The organism is Halobacillus sp. ACCC02827 (genome assembly GCF_030291935.1).
Lineage (GTDB): Bacteria > Bacillota > Bacilli > Bacillales > Halobacillaceae > Halobacillus.
Map to the genome: position 1 here is coordinate 2865428 of NZ_CP128168.1, position 26005 is coordinate 2891432.

The 26005-nt window shown below is 46.3% G+C and carries 20 protein-coding genes and 1 other annotated feature; of the genes, 3 read left to right on the forward strand and 17 right to left on the reverse strand.

Annotated features, from left to right (window positions below):
• Nucleotides 1-62: 62 nt before the first annotated feature.
• The 12 genes from QRD89_RS15145 to QRD89_RS15200 form a co-directional block, all read right to left on the reverse strand.
• Entirely contained in the window at nt 63-1712 is a 1650-nt protein-coding gene (locus tag QRD89_RS15145) for a gamma-glutamyltransferase family protein (RefSeq protein ID WP_286095621.1), read from the reverse strand.
• Between the two features lie 160 nt (nt 1713-1872).
• Nucleotides 1873-2211 (reverse strand): hypothetical protein, encoded by a 339-nt coding sequence (locus QRD89_RS15150; protein WP_026578125.1) that lies wholly within the window; start codon nt 2209-2211, stop codon nt 1873-1875.
• Between the two features lie 31 nt (nt 2212-2242).
• Nucleotides 2243-3397: a CapA family protein gene (locus QRD89_RS15155; RefSeq protein WP_286095622.1), complete on the reverse strand. Its 1155-nt coding sequence runs from the start codon at nt 3395-3397 to the stop codon at nt 2243-2245.
• Between the two features lie 12 nt (nt 3398-3409).
• Nucleotides 3410-3859 (reverse strand): poly-gamma-glutamate biosynthesis protein PgsC, encoded by a 450-nt coding sequence (pgsC, locus tag QRD89_RS15160; protein WP_008636774.1) that lies wholly within the window; start codon nt 3857-3859, stop codon nt 3410-3412.
• 14 nt (nt 3860-3873) lie between these two features.
• On the reverse strand, nt 3874-5058 hold the full coding sequence (gene pgsB, locus QRD89_RS15165) for a poly-gamma-glutamate synthase PgsB (protein ID WP_008636775.1): 1185 nt from the start codon (nt 5056-5058) through the stop codon (nt 3874-3876).
• Nucleotides 5059-5311: 253 nt separating this feature from the next.
• Nucleotides 5312-7783, reverse strand: a complete 2472-nt coding sequence (locus QRD89_RS15170; RefSeq protein ID WP_286095623.1) for a cell wall-binding repeat-containing protein — start codon at nt 7781-7783, stop codon at nt 5312-5314.
• A 30-nt stretch (nt 7784-7813) separates the two neighbouring features.
• Nucleotides 7814-11776 (reverse strand): cell wall-binding repeat-containing protein, encoded by a 3963-nt coding sequence (locus tag QRD89_RS15175; RefSeq protein ID WP_286095624.1) that lies wholly within the window; start codon nt 11774-11776, stop codon nt 7814-7816.
• Nucleotides 11777-12032: 256 nt separating this feature from the next.
• Nucleotides 12033-12758 carry an ABC transporter ATP-binding protein gene (locus QRD89_RS15180; RefSeq protein WP_286095625.1) on the reverse strand — a complete coding sequence of 242 codons (726 nt, stop codon included), beginning with the start codon at nt 12756-12758 and terminating at the stop codon, nt 12033-12035.
• A 15-nt stretch (nt 12759-12773) separates the two neighbouring features.
• The gene (locus QRD89_RS15185; protein WP_286095626.1) at nt 12774-13799 is read right to left on the reverse strand and encodes an ABC transporter permease; all 1026 of its coding nucleotides are present in this window, start codon (nt 13797-13799) and stop codon (nt 12774-12776) included.
• Nucleotides 13768-14982 carry an ABC transporter permease gene (locus QRD89_RS15190; RefSeq protein WP_286095627.1) on the reverse strand — a complete coding sequence of 405 codons (1215 nt, stop codon included), beginning with the start codon at nt 14980-14982 and terminating at the stop codon, nt 13768-13770. The genes QRD89_RS15185 and QRD89_RS15190 overlap by 32 nt, the downstream gene beginning before the upstream one ends.
• A 39-nt stretch (nt 14983-15021) precedes the next feature.
• On the reverse strand, nt 15022-16635 hold the full coding sequence (locus tag QRD89_RS15195) for a DUF6583 family protein (protein ID WP_286095629.1): 1614 nt from the start codon (nt 16633-16635) through the stop codon (nt 15022-15024).
• Between the two features lie 368 nt (nt 16636-17003).
• Complete coding sequence (locus QRD89_RS15200; protein ID WP_062514421.1) at nt 17004-17435, reverse strand: VOC family protein; 432 nt, start codon at nt 17433-17435, stop codon at nt 17004-17006.
• 285 nt (nt 17436-17720) lie between these two features.
• Nucleotides 17721-17934 (forward strand) — a binding site (T-box leader).
• 101 nt (nt 17935-18035) lie between these two features.
• Here QRD89_RS15200 and QRD89_RS15205 point away from each other — a divergent pair.
• The 3 genes from QRD89_RS15205 to QRD89_RS15215 all read left to right on the forward strand — a co-directional run bounded on the left by QRD89_RS15205 (nt 18036) and on the right by QRD89_RS15215 (nt 20627).
• Complete coding sequence (locus QRD89_RS15205) at nt 18036-19379, forward strand: sodium-dependent transporter (RefSeq protein WP_286095630.1); 1344 nt, start codon at nt 18036-18038, stop codon at nt 19377-19379.
• Nucleotides 19380-19707: 328 nt separating this feature from the next.
• Nucleotides 19708-19908 (forward strand): hypothetical protein, encoded by a 201-nt coding sequence (locus tag QRD89_RS15210; RefSeq protein WP_008638683.1) that lies wholly within the window; start codon nt 19708-19710, stop codon nt 19906-19908.
• A gap of 212 nt (nt 19909-20120) precedes the next feature.
• Nucleotides 20121-20627: a DoxX family protein gene (locus QRD89_RS15215; RefSeq protein ID WP_286095631.1), complete on the forward strand. Its 507-nt coding sequence runs from the start codon at nt 20121-20123 to the stop codon at nt 20625-20627.
• Nucleotides 20628-20664: 37 nt separating this feature from the next.
• Here QRD89_RS15215 and QRD89_RS15220 read toward each other — a convergent pair whose 3' ends face one another.
• The 5 genes from QRD89_RS15220 to QRD89_RS15240 form a co-directional block, all read right to left on the reverse strand.
• Nucleotides 20665-22095 carry a peptide MFS transporter gene (locus QRD89_RS15220; RefSeq protein WP_502875581.1) on the reverse strand — a complete coding sequence of 477 codons (1431 nt, stop codon included), beginning with the start codon at nt 22093-22095 and terminating at the stop codon, nt 20665-20667.
• Nucleotides 22096-22458: 363 nt separating this feature from the next.
• Nucleotides 22459-23070, reverse strand: coding sequence for a pyroglutamyl-peptidase I (gene pcp, locus QRD89_RS15225; RefSeq protein ID WP_286095633.1), 612 nt, complete (start codon nt 23068-23070; stop codon nt 22459-22461).
• Between the two features lie 57 nt (nt 23071-23127).
• The gene (locus QRD89_RS15230) at nt 23128-24057 is read right to left on the reverse strand and encodes an aldo/keto reductase (RefSeq protein WP_286095634.1); all 930 of its coding nucleotides are present in this window, start codon (nt 24055-24057) and stop codon (nt 23128-23130) included.
• 79 nt (nt 24058-24136) lie between these two features.
• Nucleotides 24137-25711, reverse strand: coding sequence for a sensor domain-containing diguanylate cyclase (locus QRD89_RS15235; protein WP_286095635.1), 1575 nt, complete (start codon nt 25709-25711; stop codon nt 24137-24139).
• A gap of 124 nt (nt 25712-25835) precedes the next feature.
• Nucleotides 25836-25997 (reverse strand): hypothetical protein, encoded by a 162-nt coding sequence (locus QRD89_RS15240; RefSeq protein WP_161484912.1) that lies wholly within the window; start codon nt 25995-25997, stop codon nt 25836-25838.
• Between the last annotated feature and the right edge of the window lie 8 nt (nt 25998-26005).

Genomic DNA, 26005 nt, shown 5'->3' on the forward strand with positions numbered 1-26005 from the left:
AGATAGAAAAAAGCAGGAAGCCTAAGGCTTCCTGCTTTTTTTGGATTTTCAAGAGTCAATTCCTACTCTTCTTTAACCTGCCAGGCACCACCGCGGCGGTCGTCTCCGACGCCGTACATGGTGCTGTTCTGCTTATCAACGACCAGCCCCTGGATTCCACCGTAATAGAACGGAGAATCCTCCAAATGGACGGTGTATCCACGTTCTGTAAGCTTCTGCCTCGTTTCCTCATCGAATTCCTTCTCGACATAAATATCGTCATCTTCGATGTAGAAACGCGGTTCCTTGACCGCATCCTCTAGCGGTTCCTCATACACAAGGTTTCTGGTAAGTACTTGTGTCAACACCATTGGAATCCGTTTTCCTCCCGGCGTACCGATTCCGATCAATTGATCTTCATTCCTCAGTATCGTCGGCGCTGTAAAGCTCCTTGGGTGTTTCCCTGGTTCATACTTGTTCGCACCTGTTTCGCTCTTGCTGAAATTCCGCATCGTATCATTCAGAAAGACACCAGCGACGTTCTGACCGGACCCGAAAAAGTTACTCAGTGAGTGCGTTGCCGTAACGACCATTCCGTCTTTATCAATAACTACAAAGTGGGTCGTGTTATCATCATCCTCTTCGTCCGCTACCGAATCGTTGACTTGGTAATCTTCAGACAATCGGTCCATAGAAATAGTCGAAGCCATCTCTTCTGCATAATCGATATCTGTAAGCTTGTCGAAGTCATTGTCAAAATAACGGGGATCGGCTATTTCACTCAACCGATCATGATACGTCCGCTTCGATATTTCTCCAATTAAGTGGATGAAGTCCGCATCATTTCCCTGCGCACTCTTAATATCAAGCATGTCTGCCATCTGCAGTGACTGAATCAATGTCGGTCCTGCAAGAGGAGGTGCTGCCGAATACACGTCATACCCGGCAAACTTCCCGTGAACAGCTTCATCCTTTTGAATCTCATAGGAAGTGAAATCACTCTTTTTAAGACCGTCGACATGTGCAACGATTTCATCTGCGATTGGTCCATTGTAAAACGCATCTGCTCCGTCCTTTTGAATCAAACGCAGCGTTTCAGCCAAATCCTTCTGGACGAGCGTTTCATTCGGCTGGATCGGAAGCCCTTCCGGGAAGAAGTTCGGCGTATCCGAAGCACGCATCCTGTAGGAAGCGGCCGTCAAACGTTCCGTGATGAAGCGGTCGTTGGCAAATCCGTTCTCCGCATACCCGATGGCAGGCTCGATCAGTTCTGCCATATCCACCGTTCCATAGTCCTCATGCACAGCCTCCATTCCTTTGACTACACCAGGAATGGCAAAATTACTTGCCGGCTTAGCTCCGGATGGGGGAGCGATTTCTTTATACTTATAGTTGACCGGTGTCTCTTCTCCGGAAGGCAGGACGAGCATCTCTCCTCCACCGCCGATTCCGGAACCGTACGGCTCAACGACCCCCAGCGTATAGCTGACCGCTACTGCGGCATCTACAGCATTTCCGCCGTTTTCCAATACTTCCATACCGACTTTGACTGCAAGTGGATGGGAGGAGCTGACCCCGTACCCATTCGCCGTTTCCAAGGCCGGTGTTGACTCGACCTCATAATCCGTTTCGTCACTTTTCAGGAAATCGAATTTTCCTTGACTGTAATAAATGAAACCGACGCCTAAAATGACGACGATAAATAAGGTGATGAATATCCCTTTATTCTCCAAGCATTCGTGCTCCCTTCCTCTTCCATATCCACTGACTTATCATCTGCTTCTATTAATTTAATACACTATGTGGCAAAAATAACGTTCCTAATTATAAGCGATTTCTCCCGGAAGAACAATACGACGAAAAAAGCACACCGTTGTCGATGTGCTTTGGGTATTAAGACCCTAACTGGTACTTTTCGTAGTAGTCCGCTTTGTTCGCTTCCCAATCGGCAAGGGAAGTTTCATAGACTTGCTGGCCTTCTTCATCATAGACGCGGACGACACTGCCGTCGCTTGTGATGGCGTATTCTTTCTCTGCTTCATTCGACACAGCTTCCATATTATCAGAGCCTCTGGTCACAGGCTGTGCTTCCGCTTCTTCCTGCTGTTTCTGGAATGTCTCAATATGCACTTCCTCGTTCGCTGAAAGAGATTCTACCTGTTTGAATTGTGTCATAAAAACAAGAGCAGCAGCCAACAAAGCAAAGGGTACGATTGATTTAACTAGTTTCATTATCTATAAGCTCCTTATGATAAAAATGAAATTAACGCGCTTTCTGTTCCTTCAGAATATCGGAATGATCTACTTCTATGACGAGCTTGCCGTTCTCTTCTGTATAGTTATCGTCCGGCTGACCGCGAGTCAGCTGCATGAAGATTTTCTTCTGCGTGTACGGATTCTTCGTCAAGGAAGGCCGCGCTTCCCGGATCCGCATCGGATTTATTTCAAAACGTCCGGTCCCATCTTCCATCAAATCATATTGAACAAGAGCACTGTCTCTTGTACGGGACCACCCCTGGTCAAAAATGAAGTTGCCCAGACTGTAAAAGATGACGGAATCGTCATAGACTTCCACAGGCGATAAGACGTGTGGATGGTGGCCGATGATTACGTCTGCTCCCGCATCGACGATCGCATGCGCCATTTCCTCTTGTCTCGGATGCGGCTCGTTATCATATTCCGCTCCCCAGTGGATATGGACGAAGACTATATCCGCATTCTCTTCGGCTTCCTTGACCCTTGGAAGAACGCTGTCCAGGTCCGACACAGCCACACCTGCTCCGAATTCAAGGGCACGGAATCCAGGAACCGTCACATCCGTTACGCCAAGCGTTGCCACAGTCATTCCATTGATTTCCTGATAATCGATTGCTTCTGCTTCTCCTAAATCTTCCCCAGCCCCAACATAGTCGAGTCCCGATTGCTTCAGTGATGCTGTCGTATCCAGCAAGCCTTGTTCACCGTAGTCCATCGTGTGGTTATTTGCCAGATTGATATTGGTGAAGTTGTTCGCTTTCAAAGCTTCAATCGGTTCCTCATTCGAACGGAGCAGAATCGCTTTATCTGTTTCCGTGTAGGCATCTTCTTCTCCAAGCGTTACCGCATTTTCAAAGTTTCCCGTAACATAATCAGACGATTGGAAATAAGGGGAAACATTCTCAAATAAGTAATCCGTCCCATTTTTATCCCGGACATCCGTTACGTGGCGGCCGAACATCATGTCACCAACGAAAGAGGCTCGGAATGTAGAACCCTCTTTCTGTTCCGCTTCCGGAGCGGACGGTGAATAAAGCCATTCGAATCCGACGATAAACAAGGTAAGGATAAGAAGGGCAATCCAGACGTGTTTGTTCGTTGATTTTTTCTGCCGCTTCAGCGTCTTTAAATACTTTTCTTGAAAGGTTAGTTTTTTCGACATTTTACATCCACCCTATATCAGGTAATAAACCGTCATGATCAGGAAGGTCAAACCGCTGAGCAGAAGGGTACTGACCGTCGTCAAGACGAGTCCCTGCTTCTGCATCGTATTTGCGATCAACCCAGGTACGATGACCCCGATCCCACGGAATTCCATGATTTCGAATGGTACGACAGGATATAGAAAGTCAAACAGCAGCTTCAGCACAATTCCCGTACTGAGCATAGCTGCGAATTTCCTACGGCCGTATAGAATAGTGAATTTGGATATACCGTATGTAACGATCACATAGGTTAACAAACTCAGGAAAAAGACGACAGCCAAGAAGATTGGCTGATCAAAAACGAGGGCCAAATATCCTGGGACGACAAGACCCGCAGGCAGGACGCCTGTTTTTTCTGCAAATATTAAACTCAAGATGATTCCCAAAACGAGGGATATATATAAATCAGAACCGAACATTTATCTGTTTCCTCCTAGATGACTTGTGGTTTTTGAACCTTATATTCCTGTAATTGCTCAATCATCGGTTCGGCTGCACCATGGATGTTACCGACACCATAAAGGACACGGCCGTTCATCATTCCAGCCAACACGTCCATAATCTCGTCTGTAGACTTTCCTTCCAGATCGATAAAGTTCTCGACCCTGATGCTTCCTTCTTCAACGGCTTGTACAATCGGCTCCGTCGTTTCTCCGATCAGCACAAGTGTATCTGTCGGAATGTATGGAAGGACATCTTCGGCAAACTGTTCTGTACGATCGACCCGGTCCTCCCGGCAGTTCATAATGACAATCGGATTTTCAGTTGGATAGCCTAGAAACTCGACCCGTTTCCATATATTAATCGTCGAAGTGGCATCATTTGCCGCGAACCCGTTGACGAAGTAGGAAGGATTTTCATAGTTTCCAAGTGGGAGAATACGCATTGCCCCTGGATCGGGCTGAGCGTTCAACATTCCCCGGAAAGCGGTCTCTTCATCGATACCGATGGCTTCTGCTACGGCAAGAGCAAGCGATGCATTTTCCGGAAACACCATATATTCAAACTTCAACAGAAAGTCATCCGGTATTCTTGAATCATCTGCAACAATAACTTTAGTATTACGTTCCTGTGCTGTTTCCCGGAACATATCAAGATAAGGGCTTTCTGTCACGATCAAATGTCCGTTGTATGGAATGGTCGCTGTAAAGGAATCCGCCACTTCATCCAGTGTCGGCCCAAGCACATCCATGTGGTCCTCCAATACATTGACAATAACCCCGATATTGGCCTGCAGCATTTTCTCCTGGAATGTGACTTGATAATCAGGGTTAACCGCCATACACTCACTGATCAGCGCTTCTGCACCGCGATCTGCAGCTTCTTTGACAACCATCCGCTGTTCACGGATATTCGGGCCCTCCGCACGACGCTTGATCGGCTGTTCTTCCGGCGTATCCCAGAAAATCATGCGGGCGGATGTTCCCGTCGTCTTTCCAATCGTTTTATAACCTGCTTCTTTAACGACCCCCGTGATCAGGCGGGTGACGGTTGACTTTCCGCGAACCCCGTTCACGTTGACACGGATCGGGAGTGCATTGATATGTTTCTTGTGCTGCTGCCACTCCAGGGCACCAATGACAAGAACCAAAATCAATACGATCGGAATAAGTAACATGTCTTTTCACTTCCTCTATGGTGTAAATTCTTTACTAATCTCTACAATAACCTCAATTATTATAGAATAAGTGATAGTATTCTACAATATCTGTTTCATAGAAAATAACTATTTGTCGAATAATAAATAATAACCCCCTTAAAAAAAGAGGGATATTTTAGAATTTTAATAAACAATTCAAAAAGAATGTTATATTCCGAATTTTCCATACAAAAAAACCACCTCCCATTGGGAAGGTGGTTTTTCCAGTTTATTATTCCTGCTCTAATTGATCTGCTACCTCATCACTGACGGCATTCGTTCCGCCAAGGACTTGGAAATTGTTCAAATCAAGTTTTTCGATTGTTTCTTCTGTCGTTACCGGCAGCTTGTCTTTTCGGACAAGAAGCATGGATGCATCTTGTTTGGCAGCAAGGACAGACCCTGTAAGTGCATCAGCGAAATCCGCTCCTGTCGCAACAAAAGTTTTCCCTTTTGGTGCGGTCAGTTTCTCAGCAATGATGGAGGCTGTTTCATAACGATCGGCTCCTTTGTAGCGGGTCGGAGCAGGAAGCATAGCTTCTACATCTTCCGAAACAGCGTTTGTTCCACCGACGATGATACTCTGGTCGAAATCACGGAGAGCTGTCTTCGTGATAGCAGGAAGCTTATCTGTCTTAGATAACAGAATCGGATACCCTTCCTTCGCTGCGTATGGAGCGACTGCAAGTGCATCTGGGTAATTGAAGCCGTCTGCTACGATGACGTTCTCAGGATTTCCACCAAGACGGGCAGCGATACCGGCAGCGGTTTGGAACCGGTTCTTACCGGAAATACGCTCGACCTGGACTCCTATACCATTAAGCTGATATTTCACATAGTTGGATACGGCACCGGTCCCTCCAAGGATAACCGCATTCTTCGCACCAAGGCGTTTGATTTCTTCTGTCACTTTACTGCTCAGACCATCTGTCTTCGTCAAAAGAATCGGCGCATCCTTCTGGTAGGCAAGCGGCGCACCAGCTAAGGCATCAGCGAATTCGTCGCCCCGTGCAATGACAACCGTATCTGCGTGATCCCAGCCTTTTTTCGAGATTTCGATGGCTGTCTTATAACGATCGGCTCCTTTAACACGCTCGGTCGCCTTCTCGATGATTCTTCCTTCTTCTTTCGGGGACACGGTTTCTTTTGCATCTAAATATTCTGTGAATACTTGATAGTCAACGAAGAACAATTCTTTCATCTTACCGGCATCTTTCGCTTCCTTGAAGCTTGTATAGCCATCTCCGCCGTCAGCAATGAAAGCGTTCGTCGCAATCGTATATTCTTTGTCCAGATCGAGTGGTTCAAACCCGTCGTCCATCTTCACTTTAACATCGATAATTCGTTTACCGACTTCATTGGAGCGGTCAAACGTGTACTGTAGACCGGAAACGTGGGCAAAACGTCCGCCGCCGTTTTCCAGATCGCTCACACCATTTTCAAGCGCACGGTGAATCTGGTCTCCTGTCAGATCAAGCGTTACAAGGTTGTTGGCAAACGGCATTGTCGTCAATACCTCACCCATTGTAATCTCACCTTGATCAATGGAAGCACGGATTCCTCCACCGTTATGAATGGCAATAGATGCTTCCGGAACGCTCGTTTGTGCTTTCCAAAGCATGGAATCTGTTATCAAGTTCCCAAGGTTGGTCTCTCCCTGGCGGACATCTGCCCGTTCCCCGTTCAGAGGAACTGTCGTCTCTCCTACCACCTGCTGTTTCAGCTCATCCAGTGGTTTTTCCAATTCGGTCAGCAGCTCCTGCGCCTCAGGATCCGCCTCAATGATATACTCCTCGTCTTCGTTCTTAGCGTCAATTTCGATCAGGTTCTCGTCCCACTTGGTAAGGACGCCTTCCTCGTCGAAGCTTACTTGAAGATCTCCAAGGAATTCACTATATTCCCCCGTTTGAACGACAATGGTAGGTTCTCCGCCCTCATCATAAACAACGGCCTCATCAAGCTGCGTATGGCTGTGTCCGCCGATGATGACGTCGATGCCGTCAACTTTTTCAGCCAAGTCGTCATCATAAGTGACCCCGACGTGTGTTAAGGCGATGACCTTGTTTACACCCGCATCTTCAAGCATTTTCACCGTTTCTTCTGCTTTTTCAATGTAATCTTCAAAAGCTATCGTTTCTCCGGGATTAGATAGGTATGCCGTCTCTTCCGATGTTAATCCGAATACGCCGACTTGTTCGCCATCTACATCAATGATCGTTGCAGGATAAATGTTTCCCGCTTCCCCCGGTTTTCCGATTTCATTTTTGAATACCGCATTCAATCGTTCGTTTTTGCTGTAATCAATGTTGGCACTGACAATTGGGAAATCTGCTTCCGCAATAAAGTTGGCAAGCGGCTCAGGACCGTCGTCGAACTCATGGTTTCCTGGAACCATGGCATCATAGCCCATCATATTCATAAACTTCACATCAGCAAGACCCTTGTACTGATTGTAGAAAAGCGTTCCGGAGAACACATCCCCGGCATCCAGCAGAATGGAATTATCACGCGCTGCACGGATTTGATCGACCAGTGTCACCTTACGGGCAACACTGGACAGATGCGCGTGGGTGTCATTGCTGTGCATGATGGTTAAGTCAAAATCCCCCTCTGCCGCCTGGACTTCCCCCGATGGCAAAGCGAACGTACCTAGAGCGATGGCTCCTGTGGCAGCAACAACCGCCAATGGTTTAAGTTTCTTCATGGTTCTACCTCTCCCCTATATCGTTATGATTTACTCTTTTAAATCATCCATGACATCATCACTTACCGCATTCGTTCCACCGAGAATGTGATATTGACTGTAATCCTGTTCTTCTATAACTTGTTCGATAGATTCAGGAATCTGCTGTTTCTGCACGAGCAGCATCGGGGCATTCTCCTTCGCTGCAAGAACAGAACCTGTCAACGCATCTGCAAAATCCGCTCCTGTTGCGACGAAGGCATGATTCGTCTTTCCGAACAGTTTCCCAGCTATTTCTGCGGACGTATCATAACGCGTGGCACCACTGTACCTTGTTGCATTCGGCAATTTCTTCAAGATCTCTTCACTGACTGCCGCCGTTCCGCCGAGAACGATGGTCTCTTCCATACCGGACAACGCACGTTTCGTTTCTGCAGGCAGTTTGTCCGTCTTAGTCAGAAGAATCGGGTAGCCGTTGGCCGCTGCATAGGAGGCAGCTGACAATGCATCCGGATAGTTTCTCCCATCCGCTACGACTGCTTTATCCGGGCTGCCGTCCAGGCGGGCAGCGATGTTCGCTGCTGTTTCATATCGATCAGCACCTTTGATCCGTTCTACGGACAAGCCTTCTCCCTTAAGCTGGTACCCGACATAGTCAGATACTGCGCCTGTTCCACCTAAGATAATGGCCTTCTTCGCACCCAACCGTTCGATTTCCGCCTTCACTTCAGCCGAAAGACGCTTCGACTTCGTTAAAAGAATCGGTGCGTCCTCTTTAAAGGCAAGCGGTGCACCTGCCAGAGCATCCGGGAAGGAGTCTCCACGTGCAATAACAACGGTATCTGCTTCCTCCCATCCCTGCTTAGATACTTCAATAGCGGTTTTATATCGGTCTTCTCCAGACACGCGCTCTACCTGCGTACCGAATTCCAATTGAGCAAGCATCGGATCGTGGTCACTTGCTCTGCCGTCTGCTTCAGAGAAATTTGAGTTAATGTTTACACTGTCGATTTCCGCCAATTTGGCAAGGTTATTGCTGACCAGGATATGGTCGAGCACCTGGGCATTCCCCTGGTAGTTATAGGAATAACGTTCTGTGATCGGAAGCATTTCTGTCATGTTTGTTAAAATATCGCCTTTCAACGTTTCCAACGGCTTCGAAAACTCAAAGTCGTTCAAGTCGCCAAGTACGACGACGTTCGCATCATCCACGTTGTCTATAACATCCTGGACAAAACCGTTAAGAACGGCTGCCTGCTTCATTCGCTGCACTTCACTTCCAAGCTCCACAGGATGATTGGCTCCGAAGAGCGCATCGTCTCCACCTTTAGAATTGAAGTGGTTCGCAACGACAATTACTTTCTCTCCCTGGAATTCAAATTCTGCTGCCAAGGACTTCCGCGAGTCTTCAAAAGCTTCGTTCAGCGGATCGACACGGCCCGGATTCAGGCTTAATCCATCTTCCGACACTTCGACAGCCGTCTCCGCGTCTCCGTCCTTTTTATCTGTCATCGTTACACGGTCGGGATTGTAAAGGAAGCCGACACGAATGTTTCCTCCCGGCTGACCACCGTCCTGTTTATCGACAGGAGCGATGTCCGTAAAGGCATACTCCGGCCCGCCATCTGCTTTAATGGCATCTATTAATTTCTGATAAGACTCATCCGCTTCGACCGTCCCGTCATCTTCTGCCCCGTTGTTATCCTGGACTTCGACAAGTCCGATGATATCCGGCTGTTTCAGGTTCGCGTTGATCGACTCAGCGATTTTATTGACTTTATCCTGATCTGTGGATGCAGAGAAATTCTCCACGTTATAGGACGCGATATTCAGTTCGTCCTCGACATTCTCCAGCTTGGTCGTCTCTCTTTTCGTTCCGCCGTCTAAAATTTCAGGAAAATCGCTCGTCAGGCGGATTTTGAAATTACTGTAGTCATAGCTGACGACTCCGGTGACAGAACCATCCAACTTGTCTCCTACTTTGGCGTTGACATCCAATCCATCTACATCCAGCTGGATTCGTTCCGGATTGTAATCTTCAGGAGAAGCCAGCAGCCCTCCGGCATTTGTAAACAACTGGTCATCGTTCGTATTCACATAGACAGGGAGCTCGTCATATTTAGGTGGGCCGGTGACCGTAGCATCCTTGAGTTCCACCCGCATTCCTTCCAGGCTTTCATAAAAATCCAAACCGTTTTTATCAGGATCAAAAGCGTCTCCTTCTTTAATTTTTACGGTTGGAGGAATCCTGTCTTCCCCGAGAACAATGGCTGCCGGTAGATCATTGCCCGAGGACTGTACCGTGACGGACGTGGAAGTAATCTGCGTAGTCAGAAGGTCTGCTGCATCATCATAACCGTCCTCCCGCCATTCCTTCACTTCTCCGTTTACCGACACTTCATCGCCGACTTTCACACCGGAACCTTTCGCGTAGACATAGATTCCTTCTGATGTTGCATCATTATCATCTGGATCAGGTTCCTGCATGTAAAAGCCGTTCGTTCCATCAAGAGCCGTAACGATGCCACCGACACTTGATACGTTGACTCCCTCATAAGGAGAGCTGTGGGCTTCCCCTTGAATATCATGAATAGCAATATCCTCCACATCCAAGACATCATAGGAGAATGTAGATACTTCGCTCGTTTCGCCGTCTTCTTTCACGACGACAGCCTTGACTACCGTGTCTTCGGTAAGCTCAATCGGTCCTTCATAGGCTTTGCTGTCTGCTGAGGGAGATGTTCCGTCCACTGTATAATGTATCGCTGCATCCGGCTGGGCCGTCTGCAGAGTAACCTTCGTCCCGGTACTGACTGTACCGCTCCCCGGGCTGGCCGTCACGGAGAAGAGCTTCTCAATGATATCGCCCTCATCTCTCGGCACGAGACGGTACTCATCAAAGCTGTAATTAACGACACCTTGCAGCCTTTCGTATGTCTTACCGCTTTCCAGAGCAAGAGCAGTTGCCGGACTGATCAGGAACTCGCCGCTGTCATCTTCTGCAATGAAGTCTCCACGGTCGTTCTCACCAGTAACTTCTATATCATCCACTTGAACGAATTCACCTTCGATTGCTTCCCCGGACTCTGCCTGAAAATCAGCCGCTTGTACGGCTTGAGGCGCAGGCAATCCTTTAGCAGGGGTCGTAACGACGACTTTGTCCCCGCCGGTTTCAATCTGAGCCATTCCATAGTAGCTTGCGAATCTTCCTTCAGCTGTTATTTCATCACCGACGTTTGCCGTCAAACCGGAAGCACGGACAATGATACCTGCTGTGTCATCCTGTATGTATGCGTTCGTCAGGCCGCCGGCTTCGAACATTGCTGTCACGACACCTTGTACTTTTACTGCAGTACCAATGTCATTCGTTCTTGCATCCGCAATACTTGTGAGAGCAGCTGGATCTTCCGGATCACCTGAATCGGCATCATCCGGGTATTCCCCTAAATGAGTAAATGTATCTTTTGGTAGGCTTTTAAATGAGGTGCTGGTGTCAAAAGCATCATCAGGATTGACATCGCCTGCCAGGCTGTCCGTCTTCCTGGTCAGTGTCACATCTAGTGCGTATTTGTCGGTGGATCCAATCTGGCCGATTGAATCGATGACTTCACCGTTCTTCTTCAGAACGATGACGTCGTCACCATTGAAGTTAGCGACCTGCGAATTCGTGGTATCGGCGACATTCATGATCTCTTTTCCTGCTTGCGCGTGGGCGATTACATAAACTTCACCAGCTTTGAGGGTTCCTTCGAGCTGGAGCTCGGCGGGGTCTACTGTTTTTCCATTAAAATAGGTTTCTAGCGTGAAGGCACTCAAGTCCAGGTCGCTGCCTGTCCCATTGTACAATTCCAAAGCTTTGTTGAACGAGGATCCTTCGATATACTCTGAGATCAGCAGATCATCAGCGGTCGGTGCTTCTGCGCGGACATTTCCGGCTGGAAGCGTGAAAGCTCCAAGAACGAGCGAACCGACAACCACAGAACTCACACTGCGTACGAAGTAGTTCTTCTTCAAAACAAAACCTCCCATATTAATTTTAATTTCTGCAACAATATTCATTATATAACATTAAATGTAACATTAGTGTAAATTGTATAAAAAATTAGTAAAATAATGAATATTTTCGTTTATAAAAAACCGGATCCCTCCCTAAGGAAAGAAATCCGGTTGATTGGAACTATATAAAAAGAAGGAAGCCCCTCAAAAAGTGAGAGGATTCTACACCAAATGACACTTGATTCATCCGACCCTGTCTTCCAATAAGTCTCGTTTATGAAAATTCAAGAATACGCTTTAACTCTTTGTGAGATTCATAGGACTTAAGCAGTTCTTCTTTCCTTTCCCTCCACTCTGCCTGCGATCCTTGGAAGATCGGTTTCTTTTCAGCAAAGAGAAGGAACTCATCACTCAGCGTTTTTAATTCATACCAGTCATGGCTGATATAAATGAGCGTCTTTCCATCTGCATGAAGCTGCCTTAACCATGATAGAATATCCTCCTTCGCTGCCAGATCAACGCCGGCCGTAGGCTCATCCAAAAGACAGATTCGAGGATTCCGCATCAGCCCGATGCATAAGTTTACTTTCCGTTTCCACCCCCCGGAAAGGCGATCCACCCGCTGCTGGTACACTTCGTCAAGCCGCAGCATTTCGATCATCGTCTGAAGAAAACCTTCATCTACTTTCCCCTTCTCCAGTTTTCTCCAAAAGGAAATCTGTTCTTTGACTGTCAATTCCTCATAGAGCGCAATGTCCTGTGGCACGTAACCAATATCTGCCCGGACACGGCGCACGGCCCTGTCATACGGTATGTCATCATAGAAGACTTTTCCTTTCGTAGGACGATCGAGGGATGCAACCAATTTTAGAAACGTGGACTTACCGGCACCGTTTGGACCAATGACACCGACGGAGCTTCCCTCTCGAATCGTCAGAGTAAACGGTTCAAGCACTTCTTTTCGTTTATATTTCTTGGAAACGTTTTGTAAATGAATCATGACTGTACTCCCTTCCTACCATTTCTTCACGAGCCAGTAATGGGGCCACATATCGAGGTATCCGATTCCGGATACGGTCAACATGAATGATGCGAGGGCAAGCAGCAGTAAGACAGGAATCGACCACCGTTTTCTCCCCGTCCCCATGAATAAACACCAGGTGATGAATAAAGTAACAGCGAATACAAGGATACTGCGGATGACCCACTCCTCGATTAACTCTTGAGGAGTAGCAGCGAAATAAAAGAGTCCGCAGATACTCAGAGCGAAGCTGCCGATTCCAACTAAACCGAACAATAGAAAATGATGAAAGAAATAGCGCGTCGTTGTCCCCTGCAGCAATCGGATACGATCAAGGCGTCCTTCTCGATCGTCAGCCAATATTGTTCGAAGGAAGAAGAGAGCAAGCATCCAGCTGTACAAGAAATATAATTGGATAACCATCACCTGCCAGCCTTCCAGTTTAGGAGCTTCCATTGATGGATTTTCCGGGGATCGTTCCGTAAAGTGGACTTGGAACAAAGGCTCCGGTTCCCAGAACTCTTCCGAATAAGCAAACGCTTCTTCAAAGGATGCCGTGCCGTTCGCTGCCGAGACGTCCACCCCTGCTTTTGCATTGAGGGCAAGCCGCATAACTTGAGCTCCAACCGCCTCTTTAGCAAAAACGTCTAATAGTGATTCATCCGCCCGTATCCATGTGACAACATTGTCCACCTGCCCAAGCCGTATCGTATCTTCAAGGCCGCTTTCCAAAATAAAGGCAGCCTCCATGGTACCTTTCCTTACCGCTTTTTCTGCTTCTTCTTTCGTCATAGCAGTAAAACGGAGCCGTTCTGCCTCTTGAAGACGTTCGAGAATGATTCGTGAGTAGGAACTGTCATCCTCGTCAGCAATGGCTACCGGCACAGCCGTCTCTTCTGCTGTCCTTTCAAGCAATGGATATAAAATACATGTCGAAAGAAGTGGAAATAAGAAAAGCAGCAGAAAAAGAACCGGGCGCTTCTTCCATTTATTTAGATGTAAAGATAGATAAGTAAGCATCCCGATTCTCCCTCCATAATGCAGCCGCCAAGCCAAGAATGTTCAAACCTACGCCCCACAAAGCCAAGCCTGTCAGATGTCCCCGTTCATCCTCATCGAGCAGAGCTGATTGAAAGACATCATAACTTAATTGATAAGGATTCCAGTTCTGGGACAGCCACTCAGGTAAATAAATTCTCGGCACCCATGCCCCAGCACTTAAAAGACCGATAATGGATATAACAAATAAGATTAAGAACCTCATGCCTGCCGGGATTTGTAGAGAGAAAAGGAGAACGGCAAAGGCAGACATCCACAATGCGGCAAGCAGAAGCCCAAGATGAAGGGTCGGAGACTGCACCAATGCAGCATCTGTGCGGGAAGTGATTGCAACGAGCAGCTCCAACATTCCAAATGTTACAAAGCCCCATTTCCACTGCTTTGCCATGACCCAATGGACAAAGGTGATATCAGCCATCCGCCACCTCATCAGAATGGACCCTGTTTCCCTGTTTCCGTCGAGCATCTGATAACAAACGAGAAAAAGGAAGATGAACGTCATCATAACAGCGAGATACGCATGCCTCTCCCATCCGATACCGGCTCCTGAAACCACCATCTCTTCCTCAAAAACATCGTTCCGGTCAAGTGCGAATAAACTATAAGTTATGATGACCTCCTGAAGCCGTCTGTTTCTTTCCCCTTCAGGCATTTCGCGGATACTTAAATCATAAACAGCATTAACAGCACTCTGGGAGGCCGATATGTAGTCGGCTCCACTATCCAGAAGTACTTGAAGCATCGTTGCATCCACAGGATCGTCTTCATTCGTCATGACAACGATTGGATCATTCTCACCGTTCATCAGACTGCTCGTAAATCCTTCCGGAATCATCATGACACCGGCAAGCTCCCCTTGTTCAAAAGCCGCTTCTGCCTCTTTCGCATCCATCGGGGTAAGCGTCAATGCCTGACTCAGCCGCTTCTCTTCTGAAAGCTGATTGATAAGTGCTTTTGTCTGGAACGTATCGTCCTCATCAACCACCGCCGCCCGTACAGGCTCTGCGCCTTCTTCTACGAAGCTTTGAAGCATCAATGCTACGAGTACGATCAATAGTAAGGGAATAGCAATAGATAAAAAAAGAGGGGCAGGCCGTTTGACGGCTGCCCTCATTTCATAACGCAATAACGAGAACCCATTCATACGACCTGCCTCCTTTTCTCATTCAGGGTGTTCATCGGATTAGAAACCTGCACCGAAACCGCCCATAATGGAGTTAAGATGTTCCTGGAAGTTCATTTGAACTTCTTGACCAATCTGCATCATTTCCTCATCGGAAACGTCCATAAGCTGAACTGTGTTGTTCTCTTCCAGTGCCGGGAACTCAAGGTCATCCGTAAACGTCAAGTTGTTGTCGAAATTGAACTCAAGGTCTGCAGACATATTGCCCATCGCAGGATCATCCATGCTCAGATTCAAACCGAAATCTGTTTTCTGGTTGACTTTATTGTCGCCGTCTTCCTTGGAAGTCGTGTTGATAAATCCAGAAATCGCCGGCATTGCCTGCTGTTCGAAAGCTTCTCCGCCAAGTTTCAGTTCGAAGTCTGACTTAGAACCTTCGTTCGTATAGTCCGTGTTCAAAAGAAGGTCGGCTGTAAAGTTATCCTGCTCGAAGTCTGACTTCACTCCGATTGTATAATCAACGTGAAGTCCTTTATCTTTCTCTTCACCTTTCTCTTCATACTTAACAGCAATGCTCTCGTCTTTACTGTCAGGGGAAAGGTTAACATCAAAGGTAGACGTGTACTTATCTTCGCCATCCTTCATGTAGTCGTTAGAGATTGCAACCTTAATTGTTTCGTCCGTATCATCAGCAATGTTCATTGTCCAAGTCTGGTGGGCTACTAAATCGTCCTTGATGTAGGCTTCACCAGTGATTCCACCAGGGATTTTAACTTTATCGATATTTTCGATTGCTTTATCAAGCTCTGCCTGAAGGTCTTCCATTTGAACTCCTTCGACATTTCCTTGAAGCGCTGCCTGCTGTTCCAGCGTATCCTGGATGCGCTCATCTTCTTTCACTTTCTCAAGAAGGGTAACAAGCATCTGCTTCGCTTCTTTTTCACTGATTTCAATCGTTACTTTATCATATTTCTCGCCTTCAAATTCTTCGCCTTCAGAAAGCGTGAACTGATCCTGCTTCAACTCTTTACCCAAAGCTACTGCATACTCTGTCAACATTTCTTTCGCTTCTTCCTGCGTCATTTGAGACTGCGCATATTCAGCGAAATTAGGGAGTTCTTCCAAACCTTCGGAAGATCCTGTGTATTTGGTAAGGACATCACCAAGCTGATCGTTGCCGAATGCAAAATACTTATCATATACAAATGGAGCCTGTGCAGCGAAAGTATCTTCGCTCTGATAGAAGTTACCATTTGCCAAACTGCTTCCCTGCATCTGCAGATCCATGCCGCCGTAAAGTTCCTTTGTTTCAGGATTGTACTTGCTGTCGAGATTCAACTGCACGGTTGAAAGGACCCCTTGAATCATCGCTACTTCAGGGAAGACCTGTTGGACCTGGTCTCCTTGGAAATTCATATCCATTGTCACTGTGCCTTCCGACTTATACGCTTCTTTCATTTGACGGTCTGCAAGTTCCATCTGGTCTTCTGTGTATTCAGCCATGCGTTCTGTCTGCTCATCGATCGTATTCTTCTGAGCATCCATGTACATAACCATAGGATTGTTCTCTTTAAGTAATGCAAAAGCCGTTCCTCCGATTGCTGCAATAACTACGACTGTCAGGATGATAATTAACCACTTATTCATCCCTTTTTTCTTTGGTTGTTCGCTCATGTACCTCTCCCTTTCTTCTTTTTAATACCTTTTCTGACTATACTTACGTGAGTCGTTTGAGAAAAGTTTCAAGAAATGTCCATATTTCTTGAAAAACCTTCCTCATTATACAACGATATATACCCCATTCCTACACATAATCGGCAAAAAAATACAAAAAATATGCCTTGATTATCCAACTAAATATCTATTCAGCATATTTTGGACCGGAGGGACTGGAAAAGTCAGCACGTATTTATCCTATCGGAGGGCAGCTGAGCTTATGACCATTATTATACAATTGATGTTGGAGAGTTATATTGAAGGATTGAAGGAGGAAAGGGAGACACAGGCAGACAGTATCTCCCACAAATAAAAGAAAGTAAAGATCAGCTGGAAGGTTCCTCATCCACATTAATTTGGAATGTGATGCCGAACTTGTCCTTTACCTGCCCGTAGACCGGACTCCAATCCGTCTTCTGCAGAGGCATGATGGTCTCCCCTTCCGCCGCAAGCGCGTCGAAGATATGCTGCGCCGTCTCCTCATCATCAGGAAGAATGGCCAATTGGACGTTTTCTCCCTGTTTTAAAGACATGCCGGGATACGAATCTGAAAACATGATGTCTGCCTCTCCTGCTTTCAATTGTGCATGCATAATCCGGTCTTTCATTTCGTCCGGCAGTGGATGATCAGGGTTTTCAGGCATGTCCTTGAACTTCATGATTCCTGTTATACGGCCCTGGAGTGCTTCTTCATAAAAAGCCAGTGCCTCTCTTGCATTCCCGTCGAACACTAAATAAGGGGTCAATTTGATAGACATTTCAACCACTCCTTCTTCAATTTTTAAGAACGTATGTTCCTATTAAGGATACACCAAGAAAAGACGGGACGCCACCTATATTTTGATTATTCCGAAAATATTGTTCCTTTTTTCGCCTTGGGTTTATAACACTCGAAATCCCTTTGTTTATCTAAATTTTTCCACTCCCACTTGCAAACACCCCTTCTGACAGGGACTATTTCTATACGGCCTTCCGCTATTTCCAAAATAGATTGACAACCTTATAGAAAGCATGATAAAAATGATAACAACCAATAAACATGCAGAACGGCTTTGAAAGAAATACAGTAGCGACTTTTTCCCTGTCACAGAGAACCGGTGGTTGGTGGGAACCGGCACACAAAAGGTACGTGAATTTCATTTCTGGAGCTTTTTTTGCCTTCGGGCAGAAGACGGTGACGACCGTTATACGTTTGAGTGATGGGGATTTTTTGTCTCCATAACCAGGGTGGTACCGCGATAAAAAATCGTCCCTACGGCATGTAGGGGCGATTTTTTATTGTTTTTTCGGAGGAAGACTTTAGTGGTTCTCTGCGCCAAAGAGTCTTTCAATTTCATTGGAAAAGGAGCTTAGTCACTATGAAACAACAAGAGCAATGGACATCCAAGCTCGGCTTCATTCTTGCAGCCGCAGGATCCGCTATCGGACTGGGTGCAATATGGAAATTCCCGTATATTGCCGGTCAAAATGGAGGAGGAGCATTCTTTCTTCTCTTCATCTTATTTACTTTGTTTCTCGGGCTTCCGCTGCTTCTGGCGGAATTCTCCATTGGACGTACATCCCAGAAAGACGCCATTGCATCCTATAAAGAAATCGCCCCCCGGACGAAGTGGCATTGGGTAGGTATTCTCGGAATGATTACTTCATTCCTGCTTTTATCCTTCTATAGTGTCATCGGCGGCTGGATTGTGGCTTATTTATACAAAGTCATCACGGGCCAACTCAATGATTTGTCCTCAACCGATTACGCGGATGTTTTCGGGAGCACCATTTCCAATCCCGGAATCAGCCTGCTCGTCCAGTTTATCTTTATGATCCTTACGATTCTAGTAGTAGCTCGAGGCGTTCAAAAGGGTATTGAGCAAGCCAGTAAAATTATGATGCCGGTCTTATTCTTACTATTTATCCTGCTTGTCATCCGTGCTGTGACGCTCGACGGAGCTATGGAAGGAATCACGTTCCTGCTGCAGCCGGATTTCAGCAAAGTAACATCACAAACCGTTCTGGAAGCAATGGGGCAGTCCTTCTTCACTCTCAGTGTCGGCGTGTCCGTCATGGTGACGTACAGCTCTTACCTGCCAAAATCAGAAAGTCTTCCTAGAGCGGCCTTTTCCATCGGTGGAATGAACATCTTCATCGTATTGTTGGCGGGGCTTGCTATTTTCCCTGCTGTCTTCGCCTTCGGACTTGAACCGGATGCTGGGCCTGTGTTGCTATTCCAGGTACTCCCGACGATCTTCAGCCAGCTTCCTTTCGGCATGGTATTCTTCGGGGCATTCCTGCTTTTGTTCCTATTCGCAGCTTTGACCTCTGCCTTCTCGATGCTTGAGATCATCGTTTCCGTCCTATCAAAAGGGGACGCTCGGAAAAGGAAAAAATGGGCCTGGATCATCGGACTTGCGATCTTTATCGTCGGTACGCCGTCCACACTTTCCTACGGCTTACTCGCAGACTATACGCTGTTCGGCCGTACGTTCTTCGACAACATGGATTACGCCGTCAGTAACGTCCTGTTCCCGATTGGTTCCCTGTTGATTGCCCTGTTTGTCGCAAATAAAATGAAGAAAAGCGCTTTATATGAAGAACTCAGTCATGGCAGCAGTCTGAAAAAAGGGTTGTTCAATATGTGGTTCATCCTGCTTCGCTATGTCGCACCCTTACTAATCATCATCGTTATGCTTGATGTGATCGGAGTTATCTAAAAAACTTATCCGGTTGAGAAAAGAGTTGTAAGCTCGAATTACCTCGATGTGATTATGGAAGCCCCATTACGGCAAGGGGCGGAGAGAAACAGGCAGCGTCCAACGGCGGAATAATGCAGCGATGAGGACGCTCACCTGCCGCCCCGTGGAAGGCGTCCCGTTTTAAACACTTCCTCTACCTATGAAATGTATTACTTCACCAAGTTGAAAGAACAGAGGGATACCCCCCTCTGTTCTTTTTTTATAAAATCATGAAAGATCACTTCTTTTATTTTCCAGATAATTGAGGTACCATGAGGTAGAAAACCAAGGAACGGAGTGATTACGAGTGACTAAACGATTCATGCTTTTCAATACTATTTTTCACGGAATCATCCTTGTGCTGGCCTTTTTCATCGTCACGGTTTATGCCCTCGATGGCTTCCAAGTCTTCTATATGGCGATTGGAACACTGATTGCAGCTAACAGCATTTTCCGTATTTTCAAAGGGATGAAGCACCTGCGTTTACGAAAGGACCAAGCAGTGTGAAAAGAAGCCTCTATGCTTTGGAGGCTTCTTTTCATAAAAGTAAACAGGAACCGTGCAATAGTCATGATAAAGACATATGTTATCGACCAATTTGTGAAATGGTGAACAAAGTTATAGCCCTCCATCCTTTTCCAGCTTATACTGTAAGTGTAAGGAAGAGCTCTTATCCATTATCATGTGAAGTGGTGAACAAACTAAAAGGAGTGAGAAAAATGATTAATGATCTTTTGCGGAATAACAAGGTTGCTGCTGGTGTGTTGACGTTCGTACGGTTGTATCTTGGGTATGTGTGGCTGACTTCCGGTATTGGAAAATTAACAGGAGGCTTCGAAGTTCAGGGGTTTCTGCAAGGGGCGATCGGCAAAGCGGAAGGGGCGCATCCAGCTGTCCAAAGCTGGTGGGCCGTATTTCTTGAACAAGTGGCACTTCCAAACCACGAACTGTTCGCCTTCCTCGTCATGTGGGGCGAAGTTCTCGTAGGTCTGGCATTGATACTCGGCTTATTTACGAACCTTGCCGCTCTTGGCGGAATCATGATGAACTTCAGCTTCCTGTTAAGCGGAACGACAAGCACCAATCCGCAAATGGCGATATTAGCCATATTCCTCCTCGTCGCAGGTGCGAACGCAGGACGTTACGGCCTCGACCGCTGGGTGCTCCCATATTTGATGATGAAAACAGAACAGAAGCGGCATAAACGAGTGCTTATTCATACGTAAAAAAAAAGGACTTCCTTAATTGGAAGTCCTTCCTTCGTTATGCTGTTTTCACTTGATCTTCTTTCTCCAGCTCTTCCAAGTTCATGAGTTTCTGAATCTGCTTGGTCAATGCGAGAAGAATGAAGCCGAGAATGATGGCAGCCAGACCGATATAAACATAGATCTCCAGGTAACCTGCCTCTGTCGTCCATGATGCAACGACACCGGCAAGCTTGTTGGATGCTGCGTTACTTAAGAACCATACGCCCATTAACACAGAGGCGAACTTGACAGGGGACATTTTCGTAACCATCGACAAGCCGATTGGTGACAGACAAAGCTCTCCTATCGTATGAAGCAGGTATGTGATCACCATGAAGCCAGCGCTTACTTTCATCGTTACATTATCCGGATCACTGCCTGTGGCCATTACTGCAGGGATCAAGACCATGAAACCAAGTCCTAACAGAATGAGGCCGAACGCCATTTTTGTCGGTACACTGAAATCCCCACGCTTCGTTTTCGTCAGTTTCAACCATATAGCTGACACGACTGGTGCAAAAAGCAGGATGAACAGCGGGTTCAAGGACTGGAACCAGGATACAGGCACTTCATATCCGAAGATGGTACGGTCAATGAAATCTCGTGTGTATAACGTGAATGATGCACCTGCCTGCTCGAATCCTACCCAGAACATGATGACAAACACAGCGAGAATCAATATGACCAACGTCCGCTGTTTCTCTTGTTTCGTAAGCGGCTTCGCCTTCTCTTTCTTTACGGGAGCCGCCTTCGTACGGGCAGGCTTCGTACCGATATCACCCAAGTATTTCTTAGAAAGTGCATTAAAAAGAACCTGACCGATGATCATACCGAGAGAAGATGCAAGGAATGCGAATTTGAAACCGAAGTGCTCTACTCCATTTACGGTGGAGTAAAAAATATCCTGATAAAGGAGACCCGCAATCAATGGTGAGAAGAAAGCACCAAGGTTGATTCCCATATAGAAGATGGTGAATGCAGAGTCTTTCCTTGAATCATTCTTATCATAGAGCTCACCCACGAGGGTGGAAATATTCGGTTTGAAGAAACCGTTACCTATAATTAATAGAAGCAATCCTAAGTATAATCCCCATTGCTCTTGCACGAGAAACAATGTAAAGTCACCAACAGCCATTGTGATACCACCGATGGTGATCCCTGTCCGCAATCCCATGAACTTGTCCGTCAGCCAGCCGCCGATCATCGGAGTCAAGTAAACGAGACCAATATAGTTACCATATAGAACAAGCGCTTGACTGTCACTCATTCCAAGACCGCCGCTTACCAGCTCAGCCGTCAAGTATAGAACAAGAAAGGAACGAATGCCGTAATAACTGTAGCGTTCCCACATTTCCGTAATGAAGAGCAGGAATAAACCAGGCGGATGTTTTCCATTACCTTGTTTCGGTGCGTTATCAATAGTTGCCTGCACAATTATTCCCTCCATTTGTAAAAGTGTGTTAGTTTTTAGAAATTTCATTATAAATCAAAATTCGACATATGTAAGTAATAAATGAAAAAGTCTTTATTTTACTATAATTAAAATTTTTTAGATAATAATAGTGGAATGTTGATATATCAATTGTTATAAACACACAAAAAGGTAGATTCCTCCATAATTTTTTTATTGGAATTTTTCGAAACACGAAACAGTTATCCTTTTTACGAGTTTCCTCTTATCCAAAGTCCACATCTCTACATTTCCCGGGAAATGATGGATCGTGTCAGCTGTATTCCCAATAGGGACACGATCCATACAAAAAACGTCCTTTTCCTCATGAATAAGGAAAAGGACGTCGAAAAAGTCAGATTAATCATAAGTTACTACTTCAATCGCAGCTTTTACCGCTGCTGCCAAATCTTCCAGAGACCAGCTCGGGAGATTTCCGTGTCGAACGGCTAATTCATGTGAGGCGGGAATATGTATGAATCCTGATGGTGTACTTCGATTCTGTTGTCGGAAATAATAGAGCACCTGGTACATCACATGGTTACATAAGTAAGTCCCTGCTGTGTTAGATATTTCCGACGGAAAACCGTTCTTTTTTATGACTTGAACCATCTCTTTCACTGGAAGCGTGGAGAAGATTCCGTCCGGACCCTGAGAATAAATCTTTTCTCCATCGGGAGTATTTCCCTCATTGTCCTTCTCGCTGCTTTCATTCCAGTTGACAGCGACTCGCTCCGGGGTCACTTTGTCACGTCCTCCTGCCAAACCGAGGGAAATAACTGCATCCGGTCGAACGCGGTCTATATGCTTCTTTATTTCCTTTCCTGACCGGTTAAAATCTACAGGAAGGATTTCTCCTTCTATTCTATATCCATTCACCTCGCTTCCTTTAAGTTCTTCCACGATCTGCTGCGTGGGATTGATTGGATAATGGAGAAATGGTTCAAACCCTGTTAGTAATAGTTTTTTCAAAAGATCAGCTCCCTAAAAAATAGAACTCCCCGTTAAGGGAGTTCCGAGTTCTTGACGTTATGAAAATATATGATCGATCTTGGAAATATCATCATCCGTCAAGGAGACTTCCAACGTCTTCAAGTTATCAATGACCTGGGATGCACGTTTTGCACCAGGTATAACGGCGTCGATGGACGGCTGATTCAAATACCAGGCGAGAACAATATGTGGAATTTCCACACCCTTCTGCTCAGCGATCGGGCGGAGCTGCTCAACTTTGGCGAGGTTCTGTTTAAATGCTTCTCCCTGGAAAAGCGGATCCTTCGCACGCAGGTCATTGAATGTCGTATTTTCATCATACTTACCTGCAAGCAGTCCGGATGCGAATGGGAAATACGGCACAAAGGAAATTTGGTTGTCTGCTGTGTAAGGCAGCATATCCTTTTCTGCTTCGCGTTTAAACAGGTTGTATTCACCCTGAATGACGTCAACATAGCCGTCTTTATTGGCTTCTTTCAGTTGTTCGACAGAGAAGTTGGAAACTCCGATCGAGCGGATTTTCCCTTGATCTTTCAAATCTTTCAACATACCGACTGCTTCATCCTTCGGTGTATCTTCATCAGGGAAGTGAATGTAGAAGAGGTCGATATAATCGGTATCCAGACGCTTCAAGCTTCCTTCGACCGCTTGTTTTAGAAATTCAGGCCGGTTGTTTATGACCACATCGTCCCCTTTGAATTCGTGGGCGCCTTTTGTCGCAAGGACGATCTCTTCACGCTTGTATTCTTTCATGACCTGCCCGACAAGCTCTTCTGAACGCTCCGGCCCATAAATGAAGGCTGTATCAAGAAAGTTCATCCCTTGGTTAATCGCTGTACGGACGACATCCTTCCCCTGCTCTTCATCAAGGTTCGGGTAGAGGTTATGTCCGCCGACAGCATTCGTTCCAAGGCCGATCGGATTGATGTGCAAGTCAGATTTACCTAAACGGATAGATTTGTCCATAACTATTCATCTCCCTTATTATCACTACTCTCCTATTATGTACCACGAAGAAAGCGATGAAAAACCATCTGCACCGGTCCTATTTAGAGGGGCTTGTAACTCCCGTCCGGCTCGACCAGAAGCTGTGTCCATTTCGTCTTTCCTGCTTAACCACGTACATCGCCTCGTCCGCCTTCGCTATCAACACTTCCAACTCATCTCCATGCTCCGGAAAGCAGCTGATGCCGAGACTGAAGCGTACAGGAATGTCTATGGTTCCATAGTGAAAGACGCGCTGTCTTATTTCTTTCGTCAAGAAGGTAACTCTCGACTCCAGTTCTTCGCGATTTTCATAATGAATCATTCCGTAAAATTCATCCCCGCCGACGCGGGCAGCAAATCCGTCTGGTGGGATGAATTCTGTCAGGCTGTCGGCGATATGAACGAGAAAATCATCGCCTACTTGGTGGCCGTAAGTATCATTAATGGTTTTAAATCCGTCCAGATCGAATACGAGAAGGGCCATATTTTCTTTCCCTGCGAGCGCTCCCTCTGCTTTCTCATAAAATCGGCGGCGGTTCGGGAGTTTTGTGAGCGGATCATGGTAGGCGAGAAACTCGGCGGTAGATCGGGCTTCTTTCATCATATGGATATCCCGTATGATAAGCATCAGATAGATACGCTGGTCGATCAGCAGGAAATCACCGTCGATAAGAACGAATCGTTCCCGGCCATCGGCCGTGACGATTTTAGATTCGAGTCCGGAGAATTTCCCTCCCGTCTCAAAAGCCTCATCCAAGGCGGACATTGTCGCCTCCTTGAAGGATTCAGCAAGGGAATCGGTCAGATTGTGTCCGGTAAGTTTTACATAGCGGAGCAGTTTGTTCGTCGCCGGATTCGCACTGTCGATCCTTCCCTTTCTATCTATTAAAAGGATGGACGATGGATTTAGATCATATAAGATGGAGAATCTTCTACTGTATGAAGCAAGGAAATCGAACTTTTTCATGGCAATATTTAATGCAAAAGCCCAGATAATACCGCCATAGATATATGGATACGGCGGCAGGAAGCCTCGGATCTCCAAATAGCCGAAGATGACATCCCAGATAAGAACAAGTCCGGCTACGATCATCAACGTTTTCAATACACGTTTTTGAACAGGTACCCTGGCTGTTTTATAGAGGTACACGAGCAGGAGTACAATACCGAAGTGAAAGACGTTCCCAATGGTCATCGTCATCAGGTATTCCGTATTGTACTCAGGGTAGTGGAACAAACCGACGTGTTCAAATGCCGCACTATTCGTCAGATTCGTCTGCAGCAGCAGGGTCAGAAGCACCGGGACGGCAGGGACGTAAAAGATCCAAGGATACAAATAAGCAGCCATTCGTTTATAAAGGTGGGTAACTTTGAAGATAAAATGAAGAGATAGCGATAATAGAAGCAGACCTGCGTTTCCGAACAGGTAAGTGGTGATGAATGGACTGTAGGAAATATCGACCTGGTTGCGGATGAATTCGAAGAAGAACAATGTTCCGTATAAGAAAATGTAGCTTCCGAGAAGGATATGTTCGGTGCTTCTCCGGTTCCTCCCCCATACATCGAGAGCTAAATGGAACATCATTCCTGCGGGCAGAAGATATAGGCAGATATAGATCAATAGTTCCTGCATGGAAAACCCCTCCCTGTATGTACGGCTTTCCATTATAATCTCACAGCGCGCGTGTCGAATCCAGTAGAATCTTTAGAAAAGAAAAAAACCGGACCAGGTAGGATGGTCCGGCATTACTCTATATTCACGCACCGCTTGGTACGAGCGTTCTCTTTTCTTCTTTCTCTAGTTCCCTTTTCAACACGGACACTTTCAAGCGTTCATGCTCCAACTGTTCCTGGAGCCTCTTGTTTTCCTTCACCAGAAAATCCCTTTGGTCCAACACACGGATCATATCTTCCCTCATTTTGTTTC